Annotated in this window: 19 protein-coding genes; 14 read left to right on the top strand and 5 right to left on the bottom strand. The window is 51.0% G+C overall.

All coding sequences use genetic code 11. The features are described 5' to 3' along the window. Positions 1-79 precede the first annotated feature (79 nt). Complete coding sequence (gene groL, locus C7B82_RS13120; protein ID WP_106256736.1) at positions 80-1,762, top strand: chaperonin GroEL; 1,683 nt, start codon at positions 80-82, stop codon at positions 1,760-1,762. Between the two features lie 218 nt (positions 1,763-1,980). On the opposite strand, the gene C7B82_RS13115 is transcribed toward groL, so the two are convergent. After that, positions 1,981-3,162: an aldo/keto reductase gene (locus tag C7B82_RS13115; protein WP_106256735.1), complete on the bottom strand. Its 1,182-nt coding sequence runs from the start codon at positions 3,160-3,162 to the stop codon at positions 1,981-1,983. 163 nt (positions 3,163-3,325) lie between these two features. Beyond that, complete coding sequence (locus tag C7B82_RS13110; RefSeq protein WP_106256734.1) at positions 3,326-3,916, bottom strand: VOC family protein; 591 nt, start codon at positions 3,914-3,916, stop codon at positions 3,326-3,328. 334 nt (positions 3,917-4,250) lie between these two features. Between C7B82_RS13110 and C7B82_RS13105 the strand changes: the two genes are divergently transcribed. The 5 genes from C7B82_RS13105 to C7B82_RS13085 all read left to right on the top strand — a co-directional run bounded on the left by C7B82_RS13105 (position 4,251) and on the right by C7B82_RS13085 (position 8,253). Then, entirely contained in the window at positions 4,251-4,940 is a 690-nt protein-coding gene (locus C7B82_RS13105) for an RNA polymerase sigma factor (protein WP_245939871.1), read from the top strand. Positions 4,941-5,025: 85 nt separating this feature from the next. Then, positions 5,026-6,096, top strand: coding sequence for a tetratricopeptide repeat protein (locus C7B82_RS13100; RefSeq protein ID WP_106256733.1), 1,071 nt, complete (start codon positions 5,026-5,028; stop codon positions 6,094-6,096). 96 nt (positions 6,097-6,192) lie between these two features. Further along, entirely contained in the window at positions 6,193-7,014 is an 822-nt protein-coding gene (locus tag C7B82_RS13095; RefSeq protein ID WP_106256732.1) for a winged helix-turn-helix domain-containing protein, read from the top strand. Beyond that, positions 6,983-7,342 (top strand): type II toxin-antitoxin system PemK/MazF family toxin, encoded by a 360-nt coding sequence (locus tag C7B82_RS13090; protein ID WP_219904337.1) that lies wholly within the window; start codon positions 6,983-6,985, stop codon positions 7,340-7,342. Before C7B82_RS13095 ends, C7B82_RS13090 begins: the two co-directional genes overlap by 32 nt. A gap of 38 nt (positions 7,343-7,380) precedes the next feature. Next, on the top strand, positions 7,381-8,253 hold the full coding sequence (locus C7B82_RS13085; protein WP_106256730.1) for a DNA-methyltransferase: 873 nt from the start codon (positions 7,381-7,383) through the stop codon (positions 8,251-8,253). A 45-nt stretch (positions 8,254-8,298) separates the two neighbouring features. Here C7B82_RS13085 and ddpX read toward each other — a convergent pair whose 3' ends face one another. Further along, positions 8,299-8,871 (bottom strand): D-alanyl-D-alanine dipeptidase, encoded by a 573-nt coding sequence (gene ddpX / locus C7B82_RS13080; protein ID WP_245939870.1) that lies wholly within the window; start codon positions 8,869-8,871, stop codon positions 8,299-8,301. 314 nt (positions 8,872-9,185) lie between these two features. On the opposite strand from ddpX, the gene C7B82_RS13075 reads away from it, so the two are divergent. From C7B82_RS13075 to C7B82_RS13065, 3 genes are read left to right on the top strand one after another with little or no spacing between them, the layout of a single operon-like run. Then, positions 9,186-10,697, top strand: a complete 1,512-nt coding sequence (locus C7B82_RS13075; protein WP_339375143.1) for a TldD/PmbA family protein — start codon at positions 9,186-9,188, stop codon at positions 10,695-10,697. Positions 10,698-10,742: 45 nt separating this feature from the next. Further along, complete coding sequence (locus C7B82_RS13070) at positions 10,743-11,153, top strand: hypothetical protein (RefSeq protein ID WP_181357475.1); 411 nt, start codon at positions 10,743-10,745, stop codon at positions 11,151-11,153. Positions 11,154-11,213: 60 nt separating this feature from the next. Beyond that, complete coding sequence (locus C7B82_RS13065; protein ID WP_106256728.1) at positions 11,214-12,554, top strand: TldD/PmbA family protein; 1,341 nt, start codon at positions 11,214-11,216, stop codon at positions 12,552-12,554. Between the two features lie 26 nt (positions 12,555-12,580). On the opposite strand, the gene C7B82_RS13060 is transcribed toward C7B82_RS13065, so the two are convergent. After that, entirely contained in the window at positions 12,581-13,210 is a 630-nt protein-coding gene (locus C7B82_RS13060) for an adenylate/guanylate cyclase domain-containing protein (protein ID WP_106256727.1), read from the bottom strand. Between the two features lie 37 nt (positions 13,211-13,247). On the opposite strand from C7B82_RS13060, the gene C7B82_RS13055 reads away from it, so the two are divergent. Beyond that, positions 13,248-13,547 carry a hypothetical protein gene (locus C7B82_RS13055; RefSeq protein WP_106256726.1) on the top strand — a complete coding sequence of 100 codons (300 nt, stop codon included), beginning with the start codon at positions 13,248-13,250 and terminating at the stop codon, positions 13,545-13,547. A gap of 65 nt (positions 13,548-13,612) precedes the next feature. Continuing rightward, a complete protein-coding gene (locus C7B82_RS13050) occupies positions 13,613-14,404 on the top strand; it encodes a YdcF family protein (RefSeq protein ID WP_106256725.1) in 792 nt (263 codons plus the stop codon). Positions 14,405-14,472: 68 nt separating this feature from the next. Here the strand turns inward: C7B82_RS13050 and pdxH are convergent, their stop codons facing one another. Then, complete coding sequence (pdxH, locus tag C7B82_RS13045) at positions 14,473-15,159, bottom strand: pyridoxamine 5'-phosphate oxidase (RefSeq protein ID WP_281258970.1); 687 nt, start codon at positions 15,157-15,159, stop codon at positions 14,473-14,475. 251 nt (positions 15,160-15,410) lie between these two features. On the opposite strand from pdxH, the gene C7B82_RS13040 reads away from it, so the two are divergent. From C7B82_RS13040 to bchB, 3 genes are all read left to right on the top strand, one after another. After that, on the top strand, positions 15,411-15,950 hold the full coding sequence (locus C7B82_RS13040) for a GAF domain-containing protein (RefSeq protein WP_106256724.1): 540 nt from the start codon (positions 15,411-15,413) through the stop codon (positions 15,948-15,950). Positions 15,951-16,097: 147 nt separating this feature from the next. Continuing rightward, positions 16,098-16,550, top strand: coding sequence for a DUF1269 domain-containing protein (locus tag C7B82_RS13035; RefSeq protein ID WP_106256723.1), 453 nt, complete (start codon positions 16,098-16,100; stop codon positions 16,548-16,550). A 274-nt stretch (positions 16,551-16,824) separates the two neighbouring features. Continuing rightward, positions 16,825-18,351 carry a ferredoxin:protochlorophyllide reductase (ATP-dependent) subunit B gene (bchB, locus tag C7B82_RS13030; RefSeq protein ID WP_106256722.1) on the top strand — a complete coding sequence of 509 codons (1,527 nt, stop codon included), beginning with the start codon at positions 16,825-16,827 and terminating at the stop codon, positions 18,349-18,351. Positions 18,352-18,594 lie beyond the last annotated feature (243 nt).

The raw sequence follows: 18,594 nt of genomic DNA, 5'->3' as shown, positions 1-18,594 counted from the left end.
AAAGTATCAATCAATGGAATCATTTAGCACTCTCGGTCTTTGAGTGCTAAAGTCAATGTGGAGAACTGAGCGAGTAGTTATGGCAAAAATTGTTGTCTTTAATGACGAATCGCGGCAGGCATTGGAGCGAGGCGTGAATGCGCTGGCAGATGCCGTTCGCGTGACCTTGGGTCCAAAAGGGCGAAACGTCCTTCTGGAAAAGAAATATGGTGCACCTCAGATTGTGAACGACGGCGTCACGATCGCGCGCGAAATTGAGCTAGAAGATCCACTCGAAAACACGGGTGCTGCCCTCATTCGGGAAGTTGCCTCCAAGACCAAAGACCTGGCAGGTGACGGCACTACAACGGCAACCGTACTGGCACAAGCCATGATCCGGGAAGGCATGAAAAACGTTGCCGCTGGCACCAACCCGGTCAGCCTGCGTCGCGGCATTGAGAAAGCCGTGATCAAGCTGGTAGACGAAATCAAAGCCGTCGCAAAGCCTGTAGAAGGGAACGCGATCGCCCAGGTTGCCACCGTCTCATCCGGTAACGATGAAGAAGTGGGAGCCATGATCGCCGAAGCGATGGATAAGGTCGGCAAAGATGGCGTGATCACGGTCGAAGAATCCAAATCGCTCAACACCGAGATGGATTTGGTGGAAGGGATGCAGATCGATCGCGGCTACATCTCACCCTACTTTGTTACCGATGGCGAACGGATGATTGCCGAGCTTGATAATGCTCTCATCCTGATTGCCGATAAGAAGATTAGCTCCATCCAGGATCTGATCCCGGTACTGGAGAAAATTGCGCGATCCGGGCAACCGCTGCTTATTATCGCTGAGGATGTGGAAGGTGAAGCACTGGCAACCCTCGTTGTCAACCGACTGCGTGGTGTCCTAAACGCAACCGCAATCAAAGCCCCCGGTTTTGGCGAACGTCGCAAAGCGCTGCTGCAAGACCTTGCAGTGCTGACTGGCGGACAGGTTGTTTCCGAAGAAATCGGACTCAGCCTCGATACGGTTACCCTTGAGATGCTCGGCAAAGCACAGAAGATTACGATCACCAAAGATTCCACCACGATTGTGGCGGGGGAAGAAAACAAAAAGGACATCGACCTGCGCGTCGAGCAAATCCGCAAGGAACTCGATCGCAGCGATTCGGAGTACGACAAAGAGAAACTGCAAGAACGCATTGCCAAACTGGCAGGTGGTGTTGCGGTGATCAAAGTCGGTGCCGCAACCGAAACGGAACTGAAAAGCCGCAAACTTCGCATTGAAGATGCCCTCAATGCGACCAAAGCAGCCGTTGAAGAAGGCATTGTTCCCGGCGGCGGAACCACGCTGATTCACCTTATCCCCAAGTTGGTTGAATACAAAGCCAGCTTGAACGTAGAAGAGCAAATCGGGGCAGATATCGTGATCAAAGCCCTGGAAGCGCCCCTGCGTCAGATTGCTGACAACTCTGGTGTAGAAGGCACAGTTGTAGTCGAAAAAGTGCGTCATTCCGACTTTAACATCGGCTATAACGCTCTGACCGATGTCTACGAAGACTTGATTGCAGCGGGTATTGTCGATCCTGCAAAAGTGGTGCGGTCTGCGATTCAAGATGCAGCCTCGATCGCTGCGATGGTGCTCACTACCGAAGCCCTGGTTGTCGAGAAGCCTGAGCCTAAAGGCGCTGGCGGCGGTGCTCCCGATATGGGTGGCATGGGTGGTATGGGCGGTATGGGCGGCATGGGTGGCATGGGTGGCATGGGCGGCATGGGCATGATGTAGTCCGCTGTTTGACGTGATGTTACCTGTAACGTCCCGACAAACAATGCGCCTGTTATGAAAGAGGCGGCAGTCGATCGACTGCCGCCTTTTTACTGCACAATGCCATCCAGACAATCCTACCCAGCAGTCTTACAGCAATTTTCAGTTGCTTTACGTAGGGGCTTGGCATTGCAAAGCCCTCTACAGAGCCTTCTTAACGCTATGCAAAGCGTTGCATCTTATTGCTGAGAGAGGCGTTGCACTTTCTGGCCGCTCAAAAGCTCATGAGTGTCTGCTAAAAGCTGTGGAATTTTATCTGCATGCGGGCTCTGGGCCAGACACGGCTGCAAATCTAATGCCGCCAGCCGATCGCCAGTCGCACCCGGAAACCAGTGGTCACCCTGTCCTAGAAGGTTGTAGCGCATCTTGGCGTAGTCAACCATGTCGTAGGCGATCGACAAATTCCTGAGCCACAGCATCACCGGAATATTCAAGCCACCGGGGGTTTCGGCTGGTGTCGGTAAGCCTACATGCCAGGTTTCCATCCAGTCTGCACCAAGGCGGGCGATCGCTGCCTGTTCCAGGCGTTCCAAGATTGGCGGCAGCATTTCAGAAGCACAATCCAGGTAATCCAGCGTCTTCAGGTGCTCATCAAAATCTTGAGGCTTTGCAGCACCCACACTGAGAGTATGGACTTGAGGATGGGTGAGGCAAAACAGGTTGTTAAAGACAATCGGGCTCAGCGGCGCGCACAGTTCTACTAGCCGCTCTGGGGGCGTAAAGAGCATGCCACCTTTCTGAGACGGGCTGATAATGAAAACGCCCATATCATGCTGGGTCGCAGCTTCAATCGCAGACCAGTTAATTTGATTGATGTAATACCAGTGCAAGTTTACGTAGTCAAACTGGTCAGTGGCGATCGCCTGCTCAATGAGCTTGGTTGACCCATGCGTCGAAAAGCCAATGAAGCGAACTTTGCCTTGTTTTTGCAGCTTCAGCGCCGCATCCAGACAGCCACCTGGACGAATGGAAAAGTCTAGCAATTCAGGCGTGTTGATACCATGCAAGCCCAGTAAATCAACGTAATCCAGCTGCAGATACGATAGCGATTGGTCAAACGTGCGCCGGAAGTCTGTAGCATCCTCAGCAGGAGCGATTTTGGTTTGAACAATGAGCTTCTCACGCGGCAAGGTTGGCAAGATTTGCCCCAGCTGCATTTCTGATGTGCCATAGCCTCGGGCTGTTTCGATATGGTTGATCCCCAACTCCAGCGATCGACAAATCGTTGCCTCCAGATTTGCCTGACTGTCGCTGGGAATTTCCTGAAGCGAGACATCCTGCCACTTGTACTGGTATCTCATACCACCACACGAAAAGACAGGCATTGAAAGCTCTGTACGCCCAAACCGACGATACTGCATGGGTAAAGATGGAGTAAATGGACGTTAGCGAGATGATCTAAGCGATCGCGCGGGGTTAACAGTCGGTGATCACTGCCGCCAATGACAAGCTGCTCGCCCCTGACGTTTGACCTCTAACCCTTCTGGTCTCTGACTTGTGCCCCCTGACCTATGGCTTTTGACCTTAATTGGACACTTCCGCCATTTCAATCACATTGCCTTCATAGTCCTTCACCAAAAAGTTTAACGGCTTTTCCTGCCGAATTTTGTGCTTTACCTTCCGCATTTGGACGCGGAGCAGCACTTGCTCCAGGCAATCCCGATCGAAACAGACATGGCGCTGCCGATCCTTCTCGCCCATGCTGGCTCCAGCAATCACGTGTAGTTGAGTATTTTTCTTCAGTTGATACCAAAGTCCCTCTGGGGTGCTAGCAGCACCAATGCTCGATCGCCCAAGACCAGGTGTGACATAAAGGGGATCGATCGCTGCTGTGCCCAAAGATTGCTCGTAATTGTAGTAATAATGCAGCGGAATATCAGCCGCTGGTAGCTCTAGCAGCCCTTCATAGAGATTCCGTGCTAGTTGCACATCCGACACCATAATCGTGTGCACCTTTGGCGCGCTCGTCAGGAACATCCACATCGCTACGGCATACGCACCTAGCAGCATCACCATAATGCCCTGAGTCGAAAACAGCGTATCCATGCCAGGAATAAAGGACGCTAGAGGCAGAGAGTGAAGAAGAGCCTGCATATTGCTGATAGGTATAGTCATAAAAAGAACAAGGCAAACGTTGTTTAAGACAGCGAAAGCGAAACAGCAGTTTCTCTATAGCTAGTTTAAGGTTAAGCACCTTTAACTATTGTATCAAGAAGAAATTGGGTGCAAAGAGAAGAGCGGGAAGTTGGCGGTCAGCGGTCAGCGGTCAGCGGTCAGCGTCAGGACTCAAGACCAACTCAGAACTCAAAACTCGAAACTTTTAGCCTTCATCTTTTATCCTTTCCCCCTCCCTTTCCTTACCAATTTATGAAAAAAGCGTGTCAATTCGCTCAAAACCGCTTATATATTGGAGGTCGTTCGTTTGCACAACTAGCTGGTACTTTGGGCTGTGTCCATTCCTACCTTTCCTGCGATTCCCTCCTTCCCTGAATGCAATCATCCGGTCGTGAAGGGGCTGACGCACTATAGTGATCAAGATTTGCTGACGTTGTTTCAGCGCTATCCAGACGCTGGTCAATACTTTACGGCCATTTTTTGTCGTTATAGCCCGATGGTCTACACGTTGATTCGGCACTCGGCACGATCGCCCGTTCAGGCAGACTATCTCTTTGGCAGCACCTGGCGACATATCTTTCACGAATTGGGCGGCCTTGATTTGCGGGGCGGTAGCAGCGAAAGCGAAGCTGGCATGACGCTCCAAAGCTGGCTGATTAACGTGACAGCGATTTGCATCAATCGAGCCGAACTGCCGCCTGTCGAAGCCATTCAGTACAATCTCGAAGCCGCACCGCCGCCACTGTGGTGCTACATCGAACGCGCACTGGATCAAATGCCTCCCACGCTGCGGTTGATCGTGTTGATGGCGCAAACGTTTAACTGGAGCGAGACGCGCATTTCGGCGTACTTGCGGGCTGAAGGCGAAGTAATGTCTCCCGCAGAGGTGCGATCGCAGGTACAAGAAGGCTACCGACTGCTCGAAGCAACCCTTCCAGACGATGTCCGAACCATCTACCTGGAAGGGAACTCTAGAAGTGGCTTGGGCTTTAGCACCGCTCCGGTAGAAACGAGCGTTGAGTAGATTAGTCTTCTCGACACGTTTGACAGAGCCGATGTGATTGCCTATAGCCCTTCCGAATGGCGCACACACTTGTCAGAGGCAGAACATGAATCGTTGGGGTTTGAGCCTGAGTCAACCAATCGGTTTGAAGACAGCGGGGCTATGCTTCAGTGCAGCCGCGTTGAGTGCAGGGACGATCGTACTCCTGTCGTCTCTTCCTGCCAGCGCAGCAGACTTGAATCAACAGTTGAATGTACGTATCAACAATGGGACGCAGGGTGCCACTAGAGACGAGGCCGATCGCTGGTTGCAATTGGGTAAGGATCAAGCGTTAGACGGTTCACTGACAGACGCCGTACAGTCTTGGCAGCAGGCATTGAGGCTGTATCAGAATCTGGTCGATCGCTCTGGTGAGGCTCTCGCTTACGGCTATTTGGGTTCCGCCTATGCCAGTTTGGGACGCCCAACCGATGCCGAAGATGTGCTACGCCGACAGTTGGCGATCGCTCGTGATGGACAAGACTTTCAAGGACAAATTTACGCCTTGAACAGTCTAGGTAGAGTGCTGGCACAGCGAGGCGGCATTCAATCAGGAGAAGCCCTGTTCAACGAAGCGCTTGCCATTGCCACCAGTATTAACAGTGCGGATGGGGCTGCTCTATCACACGATAGTTTGGGGTTACTGGCCTTTGGGTTAGGCGACAACGATCGCGCCCTGAAGCACTACACCATCGCTTTAGCCGCTGCTCGTCGGGCAAGCACCCCTGTTCGAGAAGCCACCACGCTCAACAATCTGGGTGATCTCTATCAAGCAATGGGCAACTACCGCGACTCCATGAAGTACTACGGTGTCGCTGTGAAGCTGACCGACATCAGCCGCGATCGCCCCAACCAGTATCGCGCGATCGATGGCATGGTTGCCGCCCTGAATACCACTGGAAGCTACAAACAATCCCTTGAGTTGCTGAATGAACGGCTTCAGGTTGCCCAGAGGCTGGAAAACGATCGGCAGGAACTTATTTCGCTGCAAGCATTAGGGCAGCTTTATGAAAAAGTAGGCGACACCCCAAACGCACAGCAGCGCTATCAGCAGGCGATCGAGGTTGCCCGCAATTTAGACGACACCAAGCAAGAAGGCATTCTGCGAGAAAGGCTTGTCAGCTTAACACGAAAGTAATTACTTCCTTCCGAGTGGCTCTTTTAAACCACCTTGTCGTACGAGTTACCATGGGAATCAGTGAACAGGCTTTTTGCGTTTAGAGAGGACTGCACAATGTCTGATGATGACAATGAGCTTAAGATACTCCAGGTTCTCAACAGTGGAAAAACACGTAGTGCTGAAATTGCTCAAATAACTGGTCTATCTGTTGAAACTGTTCGGTATTACCTAAAATCTTTGTGGGACGAAGGTTGTATTAGGTGCGCTGAAATGGGCAGTAGCGATGGTAATACAGATTATGCTTGCTATTTAGACAACAAAGGTAAAGCTGTGCTTGAAAATCCAGCTCTTTTTGTTGCTTCGGGTAGAGGAACGACCCACCAAACTATTTTTCAAGGAAATAACAACATTGGTTTTGTCCAAAGTGGTAGCGGTACTGTTTCCAATTTCTCTCAAAATATTGGTCAAAATATTGATGAAATTTCTAAACTGACTGACTCTCTTCGCAATGCAGCACAATCATTTCCAGAGGCTGAACGTGAAGAGGCTTTAGTGACTCTTGATGATCTGCAAGAAGATATTAGTAACCCTGACAAGCAAAAACCTGAGAGAATTAAAATCCGTTTGGTAAGACTGTTAGTAATTGCAGGAACAATCGCCGGAATTGTTGCTGGAGCGGCTGACTTTAGCAATAATCTTTTAGAGTTAGCTGAGAAACTAGGCATTCCGATCGAGTTCAATCAACTGCATCTACAACAACATCTACCCCCTTCTCCAAATAAAGAGCAGACTGACTTAGCGGCTTATGGAATTGACAAAAACCAAGCTGAGCTTTTAAGAGCAAGTCTGACGGCTTTTGCTGACGATTGGAACAGTCCGGAAATGAGTCTTTATGATCACTACGATGCAGCCAGAGCAGACCTTAAAGCGAGGTGATGTTGTTTTAGTACTTTTCCCAAATTCTAATTTGACCACGGCTAAAACAAGACCAGCTGTCATCGTGCAAGCTGACAATTTACGAACAGGTTTGCCCCAAGTCATCGTTGCGATGATCACCAGTCGAATGTTTCGAGCGGGTCATCCTAGCAGAGTAACGATTCTGCTTGACTCCTTAGAAGGGAAGCAATCAGGTTTGTTAACTGATTCAGTCGTTATGACCGATAATTTAGCAACCATTACACTCTCAGCCGTCTCGCGTGTTATTGGTTCACTGTTAGTCCCAGAGCTTAATACTGCATTAAAACATACGCTTAGTCTAGACTAAGAGCTACTGTGAATTTATAGGCAATCAAGGCTGCTTGGATGACAGTAATCAAGGCTACGACGATCGCACATCAAACATCCAACGGCACCTTATTTTGTGGCGATTCGCTGCAATGGTTAGCCACGCTGGAGACTGCATCAGTCGATCTGGTGTTTGCCGATCCACCCTACAACCTGAAAAAAGCAGACTGGGATACGTTTGCCTCGCAGGATGACTATATCGACTGGTCAATGCAGTGGATTCAGCAGGCAGCAAGAATTCTCAAACCGTCTGGCTGCCTCTACATCATGGGCTTTTCTGAAATCCTGGCAGACCTGAAGCGCCCCTCTCTGAGCTACTTTCAAGGGTGCCGATGGCTAGTATGGCATTACAAAAACAAAGCCAATCTGGGCAACGATTGGGGACGCTCTCACGAGAGCATTCTGGTGCTGCGAAAGAGTGCCAACGCCAAGATCAATATCGACAGTATCCGGATTCCTTACGGCAATCATACGCTTAAGTATCCTGTACATCCCCAGGCGGCAACCAGTCAGTACGGCGGCGGGAAGGCTCATGATCGCTGGATGCCTCACCCACTAGGCGCAAAGCCAAAGGACGTGATCGAAATCCCGACGACCTGCAATGGGATGGCTGAAAAGACTAAGCATCCGACGCAAAAGCCAGAGGAGTTAATGCGCAGACTGGTGTTTGCAGCGTCCGATCGCGGCGACACGATCGTTGATCCGTTCTCTGGATCTGGCACAACGCTAGTTGTAGCAGAGCAATCCGGACGAAAGTGGCTGGGTTGCGATATTAATCTTGAGTACAACGATTGGGCGATCGCACGTCTGCAAGCCACCCCTCATCTCACCGATGCAGAATGGGTAGAGCGCGATCGCCAAACCGCCACTCGTCGCCAAAGGATTCGTTAGCGACTTGTAACTAATGTCACATAAGTGAGCTGAAGCATGGCTGGGCTAAAGGACGGCTTCTAGCGGCACATCCAGAACAGGAAACTGCGCCCAGCTAGCGGCATCAAAATGCCACCATTCGGTTAGCAGCGGTACGAACCCACGTTTTGTCATCGCCTCCTTAAGCTGCTGACGATTGTGCTTCGCTTCGGTACTGGCACCGTCATAGTTAATAGCTGCTCGATCAGTGAAGTCATCGAAGTCAGTCGGCATCGTGAGTTCCTTGCCTGTTCGATCAACCAGTGTTAGATCCACAGCGGAGCCACGATTATGCCGTGAGCCATTAGCTGGATTAGCCACATAGCGATCGTCTGGTAGCAACTTCCACATCTGCTTTTGCACAGACAGGGGACGGTAGCAGTCGTAGACTTTCAAGCCCAGCCCGATCGCTTCCAGGTCTGTTTGTACCTGCGACAGTTGCTTTGCGGCGATCGCTCTCAGCAAACAGCGGGCTTCTTTATAGAGAGGACGATGCATGAAGTTATTCGCTGTCGCGTAGCGCAAATCCAGGCGAATACCTGGATTGACAGAGCGAATGTCTACTAGTTGAGCCTTCGCAGCCTGAGCACTAGCGGCCACCTGATTTAACCGAGGCCGAACCGAGCTTTTTAGTTGTGGCCTTGATGAGAGCTGTGTTGTTGGATCAGCTGTATTCTTTGCATCGCTCTGATTTGCATCGCTCTGGTTTGCATAACTCTGGCACGCCACAGATAGCGTCAGGAGCGCTATCACCACAAATCTGATCCAACGTCGTACTCTAACCGAGAATTTCACCTTGCCAATATCCTATATCTAAGCCGTAAACTTAGCATTCCCGTTAGACCGGAATCGCTGACAAAAAATTTGCAGCCCCTCTAGAATAGAAGTCTTGACCTTCCAAAATGGAAGTCATGATGCATAAATCTGCTCCACGATCGCAGCTGAGGCTACCCATGATTGCAACACCGCTTCTTCGCTCCAGAGAACTGCCAACCTTGGACTATACGTCTACGCGCGATCGCTTCGATGCCACCTGGGAATCACCCCTTGCGACGTTGCTAGGGCTTGGACGCGCGGCAGGCGCAGACTTTGTCGAATTCTTCCTGGAGCGAGTCAACTACATTAGCTGTCTGGCAGAAGACGATGCCATCACCAGCATTTCGCCCCGTCTTGCCACCGGAGCAGGCATTCGCGTCTTTCGTGGTCAAACAGACTGCTACGTCAGCACCAACGACCTGACCTTTTCTGGCTTAAAAGCGGCGCTCGAAAAAGGACTGTCCATTCTAGGCTTGCAGTTGCCGTCACCGGGAGCCTATATTCCCGAAATTAATCTGGAACCCTTACGAGACTACGCTGTCTTGCGCGGTAAAGAATCCTGGCTCTCAGCCTCCAGTTCTATGCGCGAGATGGGCGAAGTGCTGCTCGATGCCAATGCTCGCTTACAGGAAAAAGCCACTCACGTACAATCACGCCGTGCGGTCTACTTCCGGGACTGGCAAGAAGTCTTAGTGGCCTCCAGTGACGGTACCTTTGCCAGAGACATCCGCCTGACCCAATCCGTTGGCTACAACTTGCTGTGTGCGGATGGCACCAATCGATCCTCGATCGGCGAACGGGCAGGCAATACCAGCGACCCCAACTTTCTCCGCAACTGGGACTATACCTCCACTGCCGAAAGCGTTGCCGAATCGGCTGGCAAAATGCTCTATGCCGATTATGTCGAATCGGGTACCTATCCGATCGTCATGGCAAACAAATTTGGCGGCGTGATCTTCCACGAAGCCTGCGGACATTTGCTGGAAACCACGCAAATCGAGAAGCGCACGACGCCATTTATCGACAAGAAAGGCGAAAAGATTGCCCACGAGAACCTGACTGCCTGGGATGAAGGGCTTTCGACCGATGCGTTTGGCACGATCGACATGGACGATGAAGGTATGCCGGCTCAGCGCACCTTGTTGATCGAAAAAGGCATCTTGAAGAACTTCATTGCCGATCGCGCAGGCTCCATTCGCACCGGACATCCCCGCACCGGCAGCGGTCGTCGCCAGGGCTACACCTACGCCGCCGCATCCCGGATGCGAAACACCTACATCGCCCCCGGTGACTTCACCAACGAAGAACTGTTTGCCTCCATTGAAAAGGGCATTTACTGCAAAAAAATGGGCGGCGGCAGCGTCGGTGCCACTGGACAATTCAACTTCTCGGTAGACGAAGCCTATCTGATCGAAAACGGCAAAATCACCAAGCCGCTCAAAGGCGCAACGCTAATTGGTGAGGCCAAGGAAATCATGAACAAAATTTCCATGTGCTCCAACGATTTAGATCTTGCCGCTGGCTTCTGCGGCTCTGTCAGCGGCAGCGTCTACGTCACGGTTGGACAACCCCACATCAAAGTCGATTCCATCACCGTTGGCGGACGTTAAATGGGCAGCAACCCAATGAAGCGTGGACTTAGACGAACGATTAGTTTGGCAGTTGTTCTCTTACTTGCTCAAACCAGCAATGCCTTAGCAGACGATCCTCTAGAAAGTAATCCCCAACCCTATCGCTGTGAAGAGTCCGTCATCACAAAGGTAGGGACTTACTTTGAAAATGATCCGACCAGTGGCTTCTTTGCCATCTTTCAATCAAAGCTAGGGGTCGAACAGTTCCCAGAGAGTTACGCTGCCGTCGTCGATCGCAGTGCTGGTGCAAATTCAGCCCTGGCAAAGCAAAAAGTAGGGGATAAGGTTCAGGTTTGTCTCATTGGATCTCCCCCAAAAGACCAATACTGTAATCCTGATAAAGATCCTAGAGGACGCTTTTTCAGGGTTTATAGCTATCGCTTGAAAGCTGCCTACGTCGGAACCAATGCCAACCATCTCTGCGGCGGCGCTTAACTATTTTGATGGCGACGATCGCATGCCAAGTTGACCTTGAGAAAATTTTGAGGAAATATTGTGCCAACTATCAGTGAACTAGCAACTCAGGCAAAAGAAGCAGCCGATCGCCTGGGAATTCATAAATTCGACATTTACGGCTCTACGGTAGATGAAAGCAGCGCCAAAGTCGATCAGGGCAAGCCTGACCAGGTAAAAGCATCTAACCGTTCCAGCGTTACCGTGCGCGTGTGGAATGACGACCAAACGATGGGCATTACCTCGACGACGGATGTCGATCCCATTGGGTTAGCACTCGCGCTGAAGACTGCCTACGAAGCAAGTTTCTTTGGCGTGAAAGATAACGTCCCGGACTTTAGCCCAGTGGCAACGGCACCCCTTGCGCGTGAGTTTGCCGAGAAAGCGCCCCAAGCGCCCATTGTGGACTTGTTGGAAAAGCTGATTGCGGCTGAAAAAGCATTGACCGAAGCACATCCTGCGATCGCATCCGTTCCCTACAACGGACTTGCACAACGCGACATCGACCATTTCTACCTCAACAGCGATGGGGCCCTACGAACGGAAGCCTATTCCACCACATCGCTTTATCTTTACACCAAAACTGAAGAAGAGGGTAAAAAGCCCCGTAGTGCAGGTGCCTTTCGCATCAGTCGTGACTTAGGCACTCTTGATGTCAACGGCTGCCTCAAGGAAACTGTCGAAAAAACCATCAGCCACCTCGATTACCAAAAAATTCTCACTGGCAAATATAGAGTCGTCTTTTCGCCAGAAGCATTTTTAAGCTTGCTCGGTGCGTTCTCCAATTTGTTCAATGCGCAAAGCATTCTCGACAACCAGAGCCTCTCGAAGCCAGATTCGTTGGGTACGTCGATCGCGTCACCCTTGCTGTCTGTATCAGACGACGCGCTGCACAAAGACAACATTGCGATCGCGACCTTTGATGGTGAAGGCACTCCCACCCGTCGTCTGCCCTTGATTGCCGATGGCATCCTGGTCAATTTCTTGCACAGCGCAGGCACTGCCAAACGGTTCAACACCGAACCCACTGGACACGCCAATATGGGCGCAAAAGTGACAGTTGGCCCGCATTTCTACCACGTCTTCACTAGCAAGATGGCTGAGCAAGCGTACAGCCTCGATACCGCCGAGAACGTCATTCTGATTGATGACCTACATGCGCTCCATGCGGGTGTCAAAGCGCTCCAGGGCTCTTTCTCGCTACCGTTTGACGGGTGGTTGGTGAATCACGGTCAACGCACCAGCATCGAATCGGCCACGGTTGCAGGCGACTTTCTAGAGCTGCTTAAGACCATCCTCTACGTAGAGCCAGAAGCGCATCTCACGCCCGGTGGTGTTTGCCCCTACGTCTGGGTTGAGGAACTCTCGATTACAGGCGAGTAGTGTGGTTGTGAGTTGGGCAGCAGCCATCAGCGAAGCCCAACTGCTGCTGGAACTTTGAGCTTGTAAGCAATCAACTCTAAGCTAGAAACTGAGAGATTGAGGCGCTCCCATTGGTCTGGGATTGCCTCAATCTGTTTGAATGCAGCTTCAGTCAATAGCACTTCACCACGTCGAGCGAGATCTTCACCTAGTTTGCACGCCAAATTCATTTCGCTGCCGAACAGATCGTTCTCGCCAACCAGCAACGTTTTACCGTAGCCGATGCCCATACCGGCATAAAGATCTTGCTCCTCCGGTAAGCCTGTATTCACAGCAGCAAAGCCTTTGAGGATGTCAACCGCGCTATCGATCGCAGCCTGTACCGTTGGAAAAACCGCAAATAAATTATCGGCCTCTTGCTTCACCACACGTCCAGAATGATGTTGCACGAGGGGCGTGGCGATCGCGTTCATACGGTGTACCATTGCCAAAAAATGAATAATGCCGTGGCGAATCGTCAGCCGCGAGAAACCAGACATATCCAGCACCAAAATGGCGCAGTCTTGCTCAAAGAGTGCCTGGATTTGGGCATCAATGTCTGGCGATCGCTCGGGGTATTCATTGCGTTCTTGCAGCAGGCGGTTGAGTTCGGCGCGAGTCTGAGTAGATTCCAGCATGAGAACAGAACGTAAAGGATAGAAGGCTAAAAGCTGAATGCAACGCTTTCGTTTTACGTCCGCCGCTAGTCTTCATCCTGCAGAATTCCCCTTACAGCATGGAAAATTCACCGTACGCTTTACCAAAGCACACCGTTTCAGTGTCGAAGCGACCACCAAACGCTTTGAACGGTTCGTCGGCATCGTTCATCATGTCAATCCTTTCGCAACAGCGGTTCATTTCATTTGGACTACTGACGTCAAACGGTTTGAAGCCCAGGCTCGTATGCATCGGTTCCGTACTCTAAGCGCGATCGTCCGTGGTCAGCTAGATGACCACGGACGATCCAAAGGCTGACTGTTATGGTTGAATCGAAGCCATCATCAAAGGGCTTTCACACCAAAACAGTCCCCCGTCTCCCCATGTTTTTATACCTTTCCAAACTACTGCCCCTGTTCCTTTACCCCTTAGGGCTAACTTGCGTCTTGCTGCTAGTCGCCTTAGTCATGCTATGGCGACGTTCTCGGTTTACAGCCATCCCGATCGTGCTAGGTCTGGTGCTGCTTTTGGCCGGTGGCAATGGCTGGGTTGGTGAATGGTTAGGACGATCGCTAGAGTTCCAAAACCTCCCCTTGACGACTATTCCACAAGCCGACGCGATCGTCATTCTCGGTGGCTGCACGAAGCCTGCAACAGCACCGCGACCGTGGGTAGAAGTGAGTGAAGAGGGCGATCGCGTCCTTTATGGAGCCAAGCTGTATCGAGAGGGCAAAGCGCCTCGTGTCATTCTCAGCGGCGGTCGCATTGATTGGAAAGGTGGCGGGCCAGCCGAATCAGACGATATGACACAGCTAATTGAGACGATGGGTGTACCGAAGACCGCCATTTTACAAGACCCAACTTCGCTGAACACTTACGAAAATGCAGTCAACGTCAAGCAAATTATGAACACTCAAGGCATTCGCCGCATCTTACTGGTGACATCAGCGATGCACATGCCGCGATCGCTGCTGATTTTCAAGCATCTGGGGATTGATGCCATCCCTGCACCCACCGACTTCAATGTCACTGAACGCGATTGGCAAGAACTCCAGGGCAGTACTGAAGCGATCGTGCTCAACGTCTTGCCCGAAGCCGATCGTTTAAGCCGAACGACGAGAGCTTTGAAAGAATATCTGGGCTTGATTGTCTACCGCTTGAAAGGCTGGCTCTAGACACTGCACTTGAGTCGATCGTGTCTCAAACGACGTTTAATATTGGTAGGAAGGTGACGTTATGCACTTCAAGGGGCGAGTCTCTGCACGTCCCAACAATCTTTATCTTGGCGAACATACAAAAAGCGATCGTGCAGTCTGTTAGAACGTCCTTGCCAGAACTCAAAGCTCTTCGGCACAACCCGAAAACCTCCCCAGGAAGGCGGTAAGGGAATTTCATGGTTGAGAAACTTCTCCTTTATTTTTTCAAATTCCATCATTAACATCTGACGTGATGAGATGACTGAACTTTGTGAAGAACACCAGGCTCCCAATTGACTGCCGCGTGGACGGGTCGCAAAATACCTGAGCGATTCGGCTGCTGGAATTTTTGCAGCAATGCCTGTAATTTGCACCTGGCGTTGTAGCGGTAGCCAAAGAAACAAGAGTGAAACATGCGGATTTTCGCTTATATCATGAGCTTTGCGGCTCTCATAATTGGTAAAAAACACAAAGCCATCACTATCAAAATATTTCAACAACACTGTCCGCAGTAGCGGTTCCCCTTGAGCAGAAGCCGTAGCCAAAACCATTGCATTTGGTTCCTGTAACTCTGCATTGCAGGCTTGTTGGAACCAGCGTTCAAATTGTTTAAAGGGGTCTTTTTGCAAGTCTTTTTGTCGGAGCTCTGCTTGCGTATAATCTTCTCGTAAGTGGTGGATATCCATTGTTGCAAAACCAGGCTTGAATTTGGTGGCAATTTTTTGAAGCTGCATAGAAGCATGAAGCGTAGGTTGGGTTAAACAGCGTGCAACCCCTGGTGAGGAACTTGTGAGGGACTGTCTCGCCTTCCTTCAAAAGGGGGAATGCTGAAGCCTCCCTAGATTGAAGGGGATTGGGGAATCGCTGCCGCATCAGTCCTAAGACCAGTCCTAAGACTAAAAAACATACTTAAGCCTGAACCCTGCTTCGCTCAACGCACTTTAGAATGAGCCTTTACACTCTAGCTCCTACAGCGGTCTGACTTGTGCAAATTTCCTTTCCTGAAGAACGTAACCCTGATTCAGCGTTGCGTGGAGATCCCAAATTGCAACGGCTGATCACACGTCTCTCTCTCAACCTTGAGCGTGATCAGTTAGTAAGGCAAACTACAGGCGATCTGCAACGAAGCCTTAACGTCGATCGAGTGTTCCTCTATTACTTCTATCGCCAGTGGAAAGGGCAGGTAACCTTTGAAGCCTTGAGCGATCCGAAATTTTCCATTTTTGGTTCAACAGGCCCTGATGCTTGTTTTAACGACGAGTATGCCGCGCTGTACTTAGCGGGACGAGTACGCGCGATCGAGGATATCGAAACAGAGCCGATCGTGGAGTGTCATCGCGATTTTCTCCGCGACCTGCAAGTACGCGCCAATTTAGTGGTGCCAATACTGATTCCTCAGGGGTTATGGGGTCTGCTCGTGGCCCATCATTGCCAATCAACTCGCTCTTGGGCAGAGGCCGACATTACCGCAATGCAGGAAGGGGCAAGAGCGATCGTGCCTTCGATTTGCAGCACAGAGCCATAGCAATGAACCGCTCTAGTCACGTTTGTTGCGCTAAACCAGCGTCGGCACGTTGGCTTGCAGTAACCTTAACCCGGATTTTACCAAAGGGCGATTCGGGAGATGGTAGGCTGCATGGCAAATGTATGAGTCTCAAGTAACCACACGGTAATGAGTAGATTAGTTGTAGTCGGGTTTGACGACAAATTTAAAGCAGAAGAGGCCTTGTTGAAACTGCTCAAGCTTGAGCAAGAGCATTTACTGGCGCTTGATGATGCGGTAGTTGCAGTCAAGAATGCCGACGGCAAGCTCAGAGTGAAGGCCTACCACGACTTGACCGAACCTGTTCCTGAATTAGGGAATGAGCTTTGGGGCGGTATTATCAGTGCGGTTGTGTTCCATCGTGAGCTTGAAATTTCCCAGGGCGTTTTCGATCCTCACTTCTTGCTGAACGTAGAAACAGCACTGAAACCCAACTCTTCAGCGTTGTTTGTCTTGGTGCGATCGGGTGAGCCGGAAGCAGTTTTGACAGCGTTAGCGGGCGTTGGGGGAAATGTACTCAGCACCGCCTTCTCGGAGGCCGCACAGCTCAAGTTACAAGATGCCTTGAGCGCCGTTGCTTAAGCCACCAGGCTTGATGCTCTTGCGTCAGCATTAAGAATAATTTCGAGTCAACTAAGCCCATTGACCGTTTCAGATCGTTGAAACATAGAGGTAGTAGGGCATTTGAGTGATGTGGGACGCTAATGCCCTCTTGAGCCTCTGGAGAAGCGACTGATTCAGAACGCTAAATGTCTGAGAAGATCGATAGGCAGTAGCGCTGCAGCACTGAAGCAGGAAAGGGCATTGGGCACTTCATTCCTACTTCCTACTCCCACTCTCCCAAACGAGGCACTCTATGAAATTGGCTTACTGGATGTATGCAGGTCCTGCCCATATTGGTACACTCCGCGTCGCCAGTTCTTTCAAGAACGTCCATGCCATTATGCATGCCCCGATCGGCGATGACTACTTTAATGTCATGCGCTCAATGCTGGAACGGGAACGTGACTTTACGCCGGTAACGACCAGTGTGGTCGATCGCAACGTGTTGGCACGAGGTTCGCAGGAAAAGGTAGTAGACAACATTACGCGTAAGGATGCCGAAGAGCATCCTGACCTGATTGTGCTTACGCCTACCTGCACCTCCAGCATTCTGCAAGAAGACCTGCAGAACTTCGTTGAACGCGCCCAGATTGAGTCGAAGGGCGATGTCATGCTGGCAGATGTTAACCACTACCGCGTGAATGAATTACAGGCTGCCGATCGTACCCTGCATCAGATCGTGCAGTTCTACATCGAAAAAGCGCGTCGTAAGGGTGATCTACCCACCGACAAAACCACCAAACCGTCCGTCAACATCTTTGGCATTTCAACGCTGGGCTTTCACAATAACCATGACTGTACTGAACTCAAGCGACTGATGGCAGCTTTGGGCATTGAAGTGAACGAAGTCATTCCTGAAGGTGCCTCCGTTCACAACATCAAAAATCTGTCCCGCGCCTGGTTCAATTTGGTGCCATACCGCGAGTTGGGTCTGATGTCGGTGCAATACCTAGAGCAAGAGTTTGGGCAACCCTACGTTGATGTCACGCCGATGGGCGTCGTTGAAACGGCACGCTGCATCCGTAAGATTCAGTCGGTCATCAATGCTCAAGGTGCCAACGTAGACTACGAAGCTTACATCAATGAGCAAACCCTATATGTCTCGCAAGCGGCCTGGTTTTCGCGATCGATCGACTGCCAGAACCTCACTGGCAAGAAAGCGGTTGTCTATGGCGATAGCACTCATGCTGCCGCGATCACGAAAGTCCTATCCCGCGAAATGGGCATTCACGTAGTCCTCGCTGGTACGTTCTGCAAGTACGACGAAGAGTGGTTCCGAGAACAGGTCAGCGAGTACTGCGATGAAGTCTTGATTACCGATGATCACGGAGCTGTTGGAGATGCGATCGCCCGTATCGAGCCCTCTGCTATCTTCGGCACCCAAATGGAGCGCCATGTCGGTAAGCGTTTGGACATTCCCTGCGGCGTCATTTCAGCCCCCATTCACGTCCAAAACTTCCCGATCGGCTATAAACCCTTCGTCGGCTATGAAGGCACCAATCAGCTCGTCGATCTAATCTACAACTCCTTCACCCTGGGCATGGAAGACCACCTGCTAGAAATCTTTGGCGGACACGACACCAAAGACGTGATCACCAAGGGCATTTCTGCCGACTCTGATCTGGCATGGAGCAAGGATGGGCAAGCAGAACTCAACAAGATCCCTGGTTTTGTGCGCGGTAAAGTGAAGCGGAACACAGAGAAGTTTGCGCGCGATCGCAACATTGAAGTAATTACCGCTGAAGTCCTCTACGCCGCGAAAGAGGCGGTTGGCGCGTAGTTTAGCCGTTAGTTAATGCTCTCCAAAGCTCCCTCTGGCAATAGTGGGAGTTTTTTGTATGGAGTCAACTGCCGCAATTGAGCCGAACTAATGGTGCAAAACCCATTTCAGGGGCGGGATGGCAACATTGTGAGAACTCTTTAAGTTGGCATCAAGTTTTGCCCTTATTGGACTTTTGACAAAAATAAAGACGCAGACCCCTTTACCTCTGCTGTCAGCAGAAGTTGTCATGAGTGAAACGAG

The sequence above is a fragment of the Stenomitos frigidus ULC18 genome (genome assembly GCF_003003795.1).
Lineage (GTDB): Bacteria > Cyanobacteriota > Cyanobacteriia > Leptolyngbyales > Leptolyngbyaceae > Stenomitos > Stenomitos frigidus_A.
Note: the sequence above shows the minus strand (reverse complement) of the source record. Positions and strands in the feature narration are given on the sequence as shown.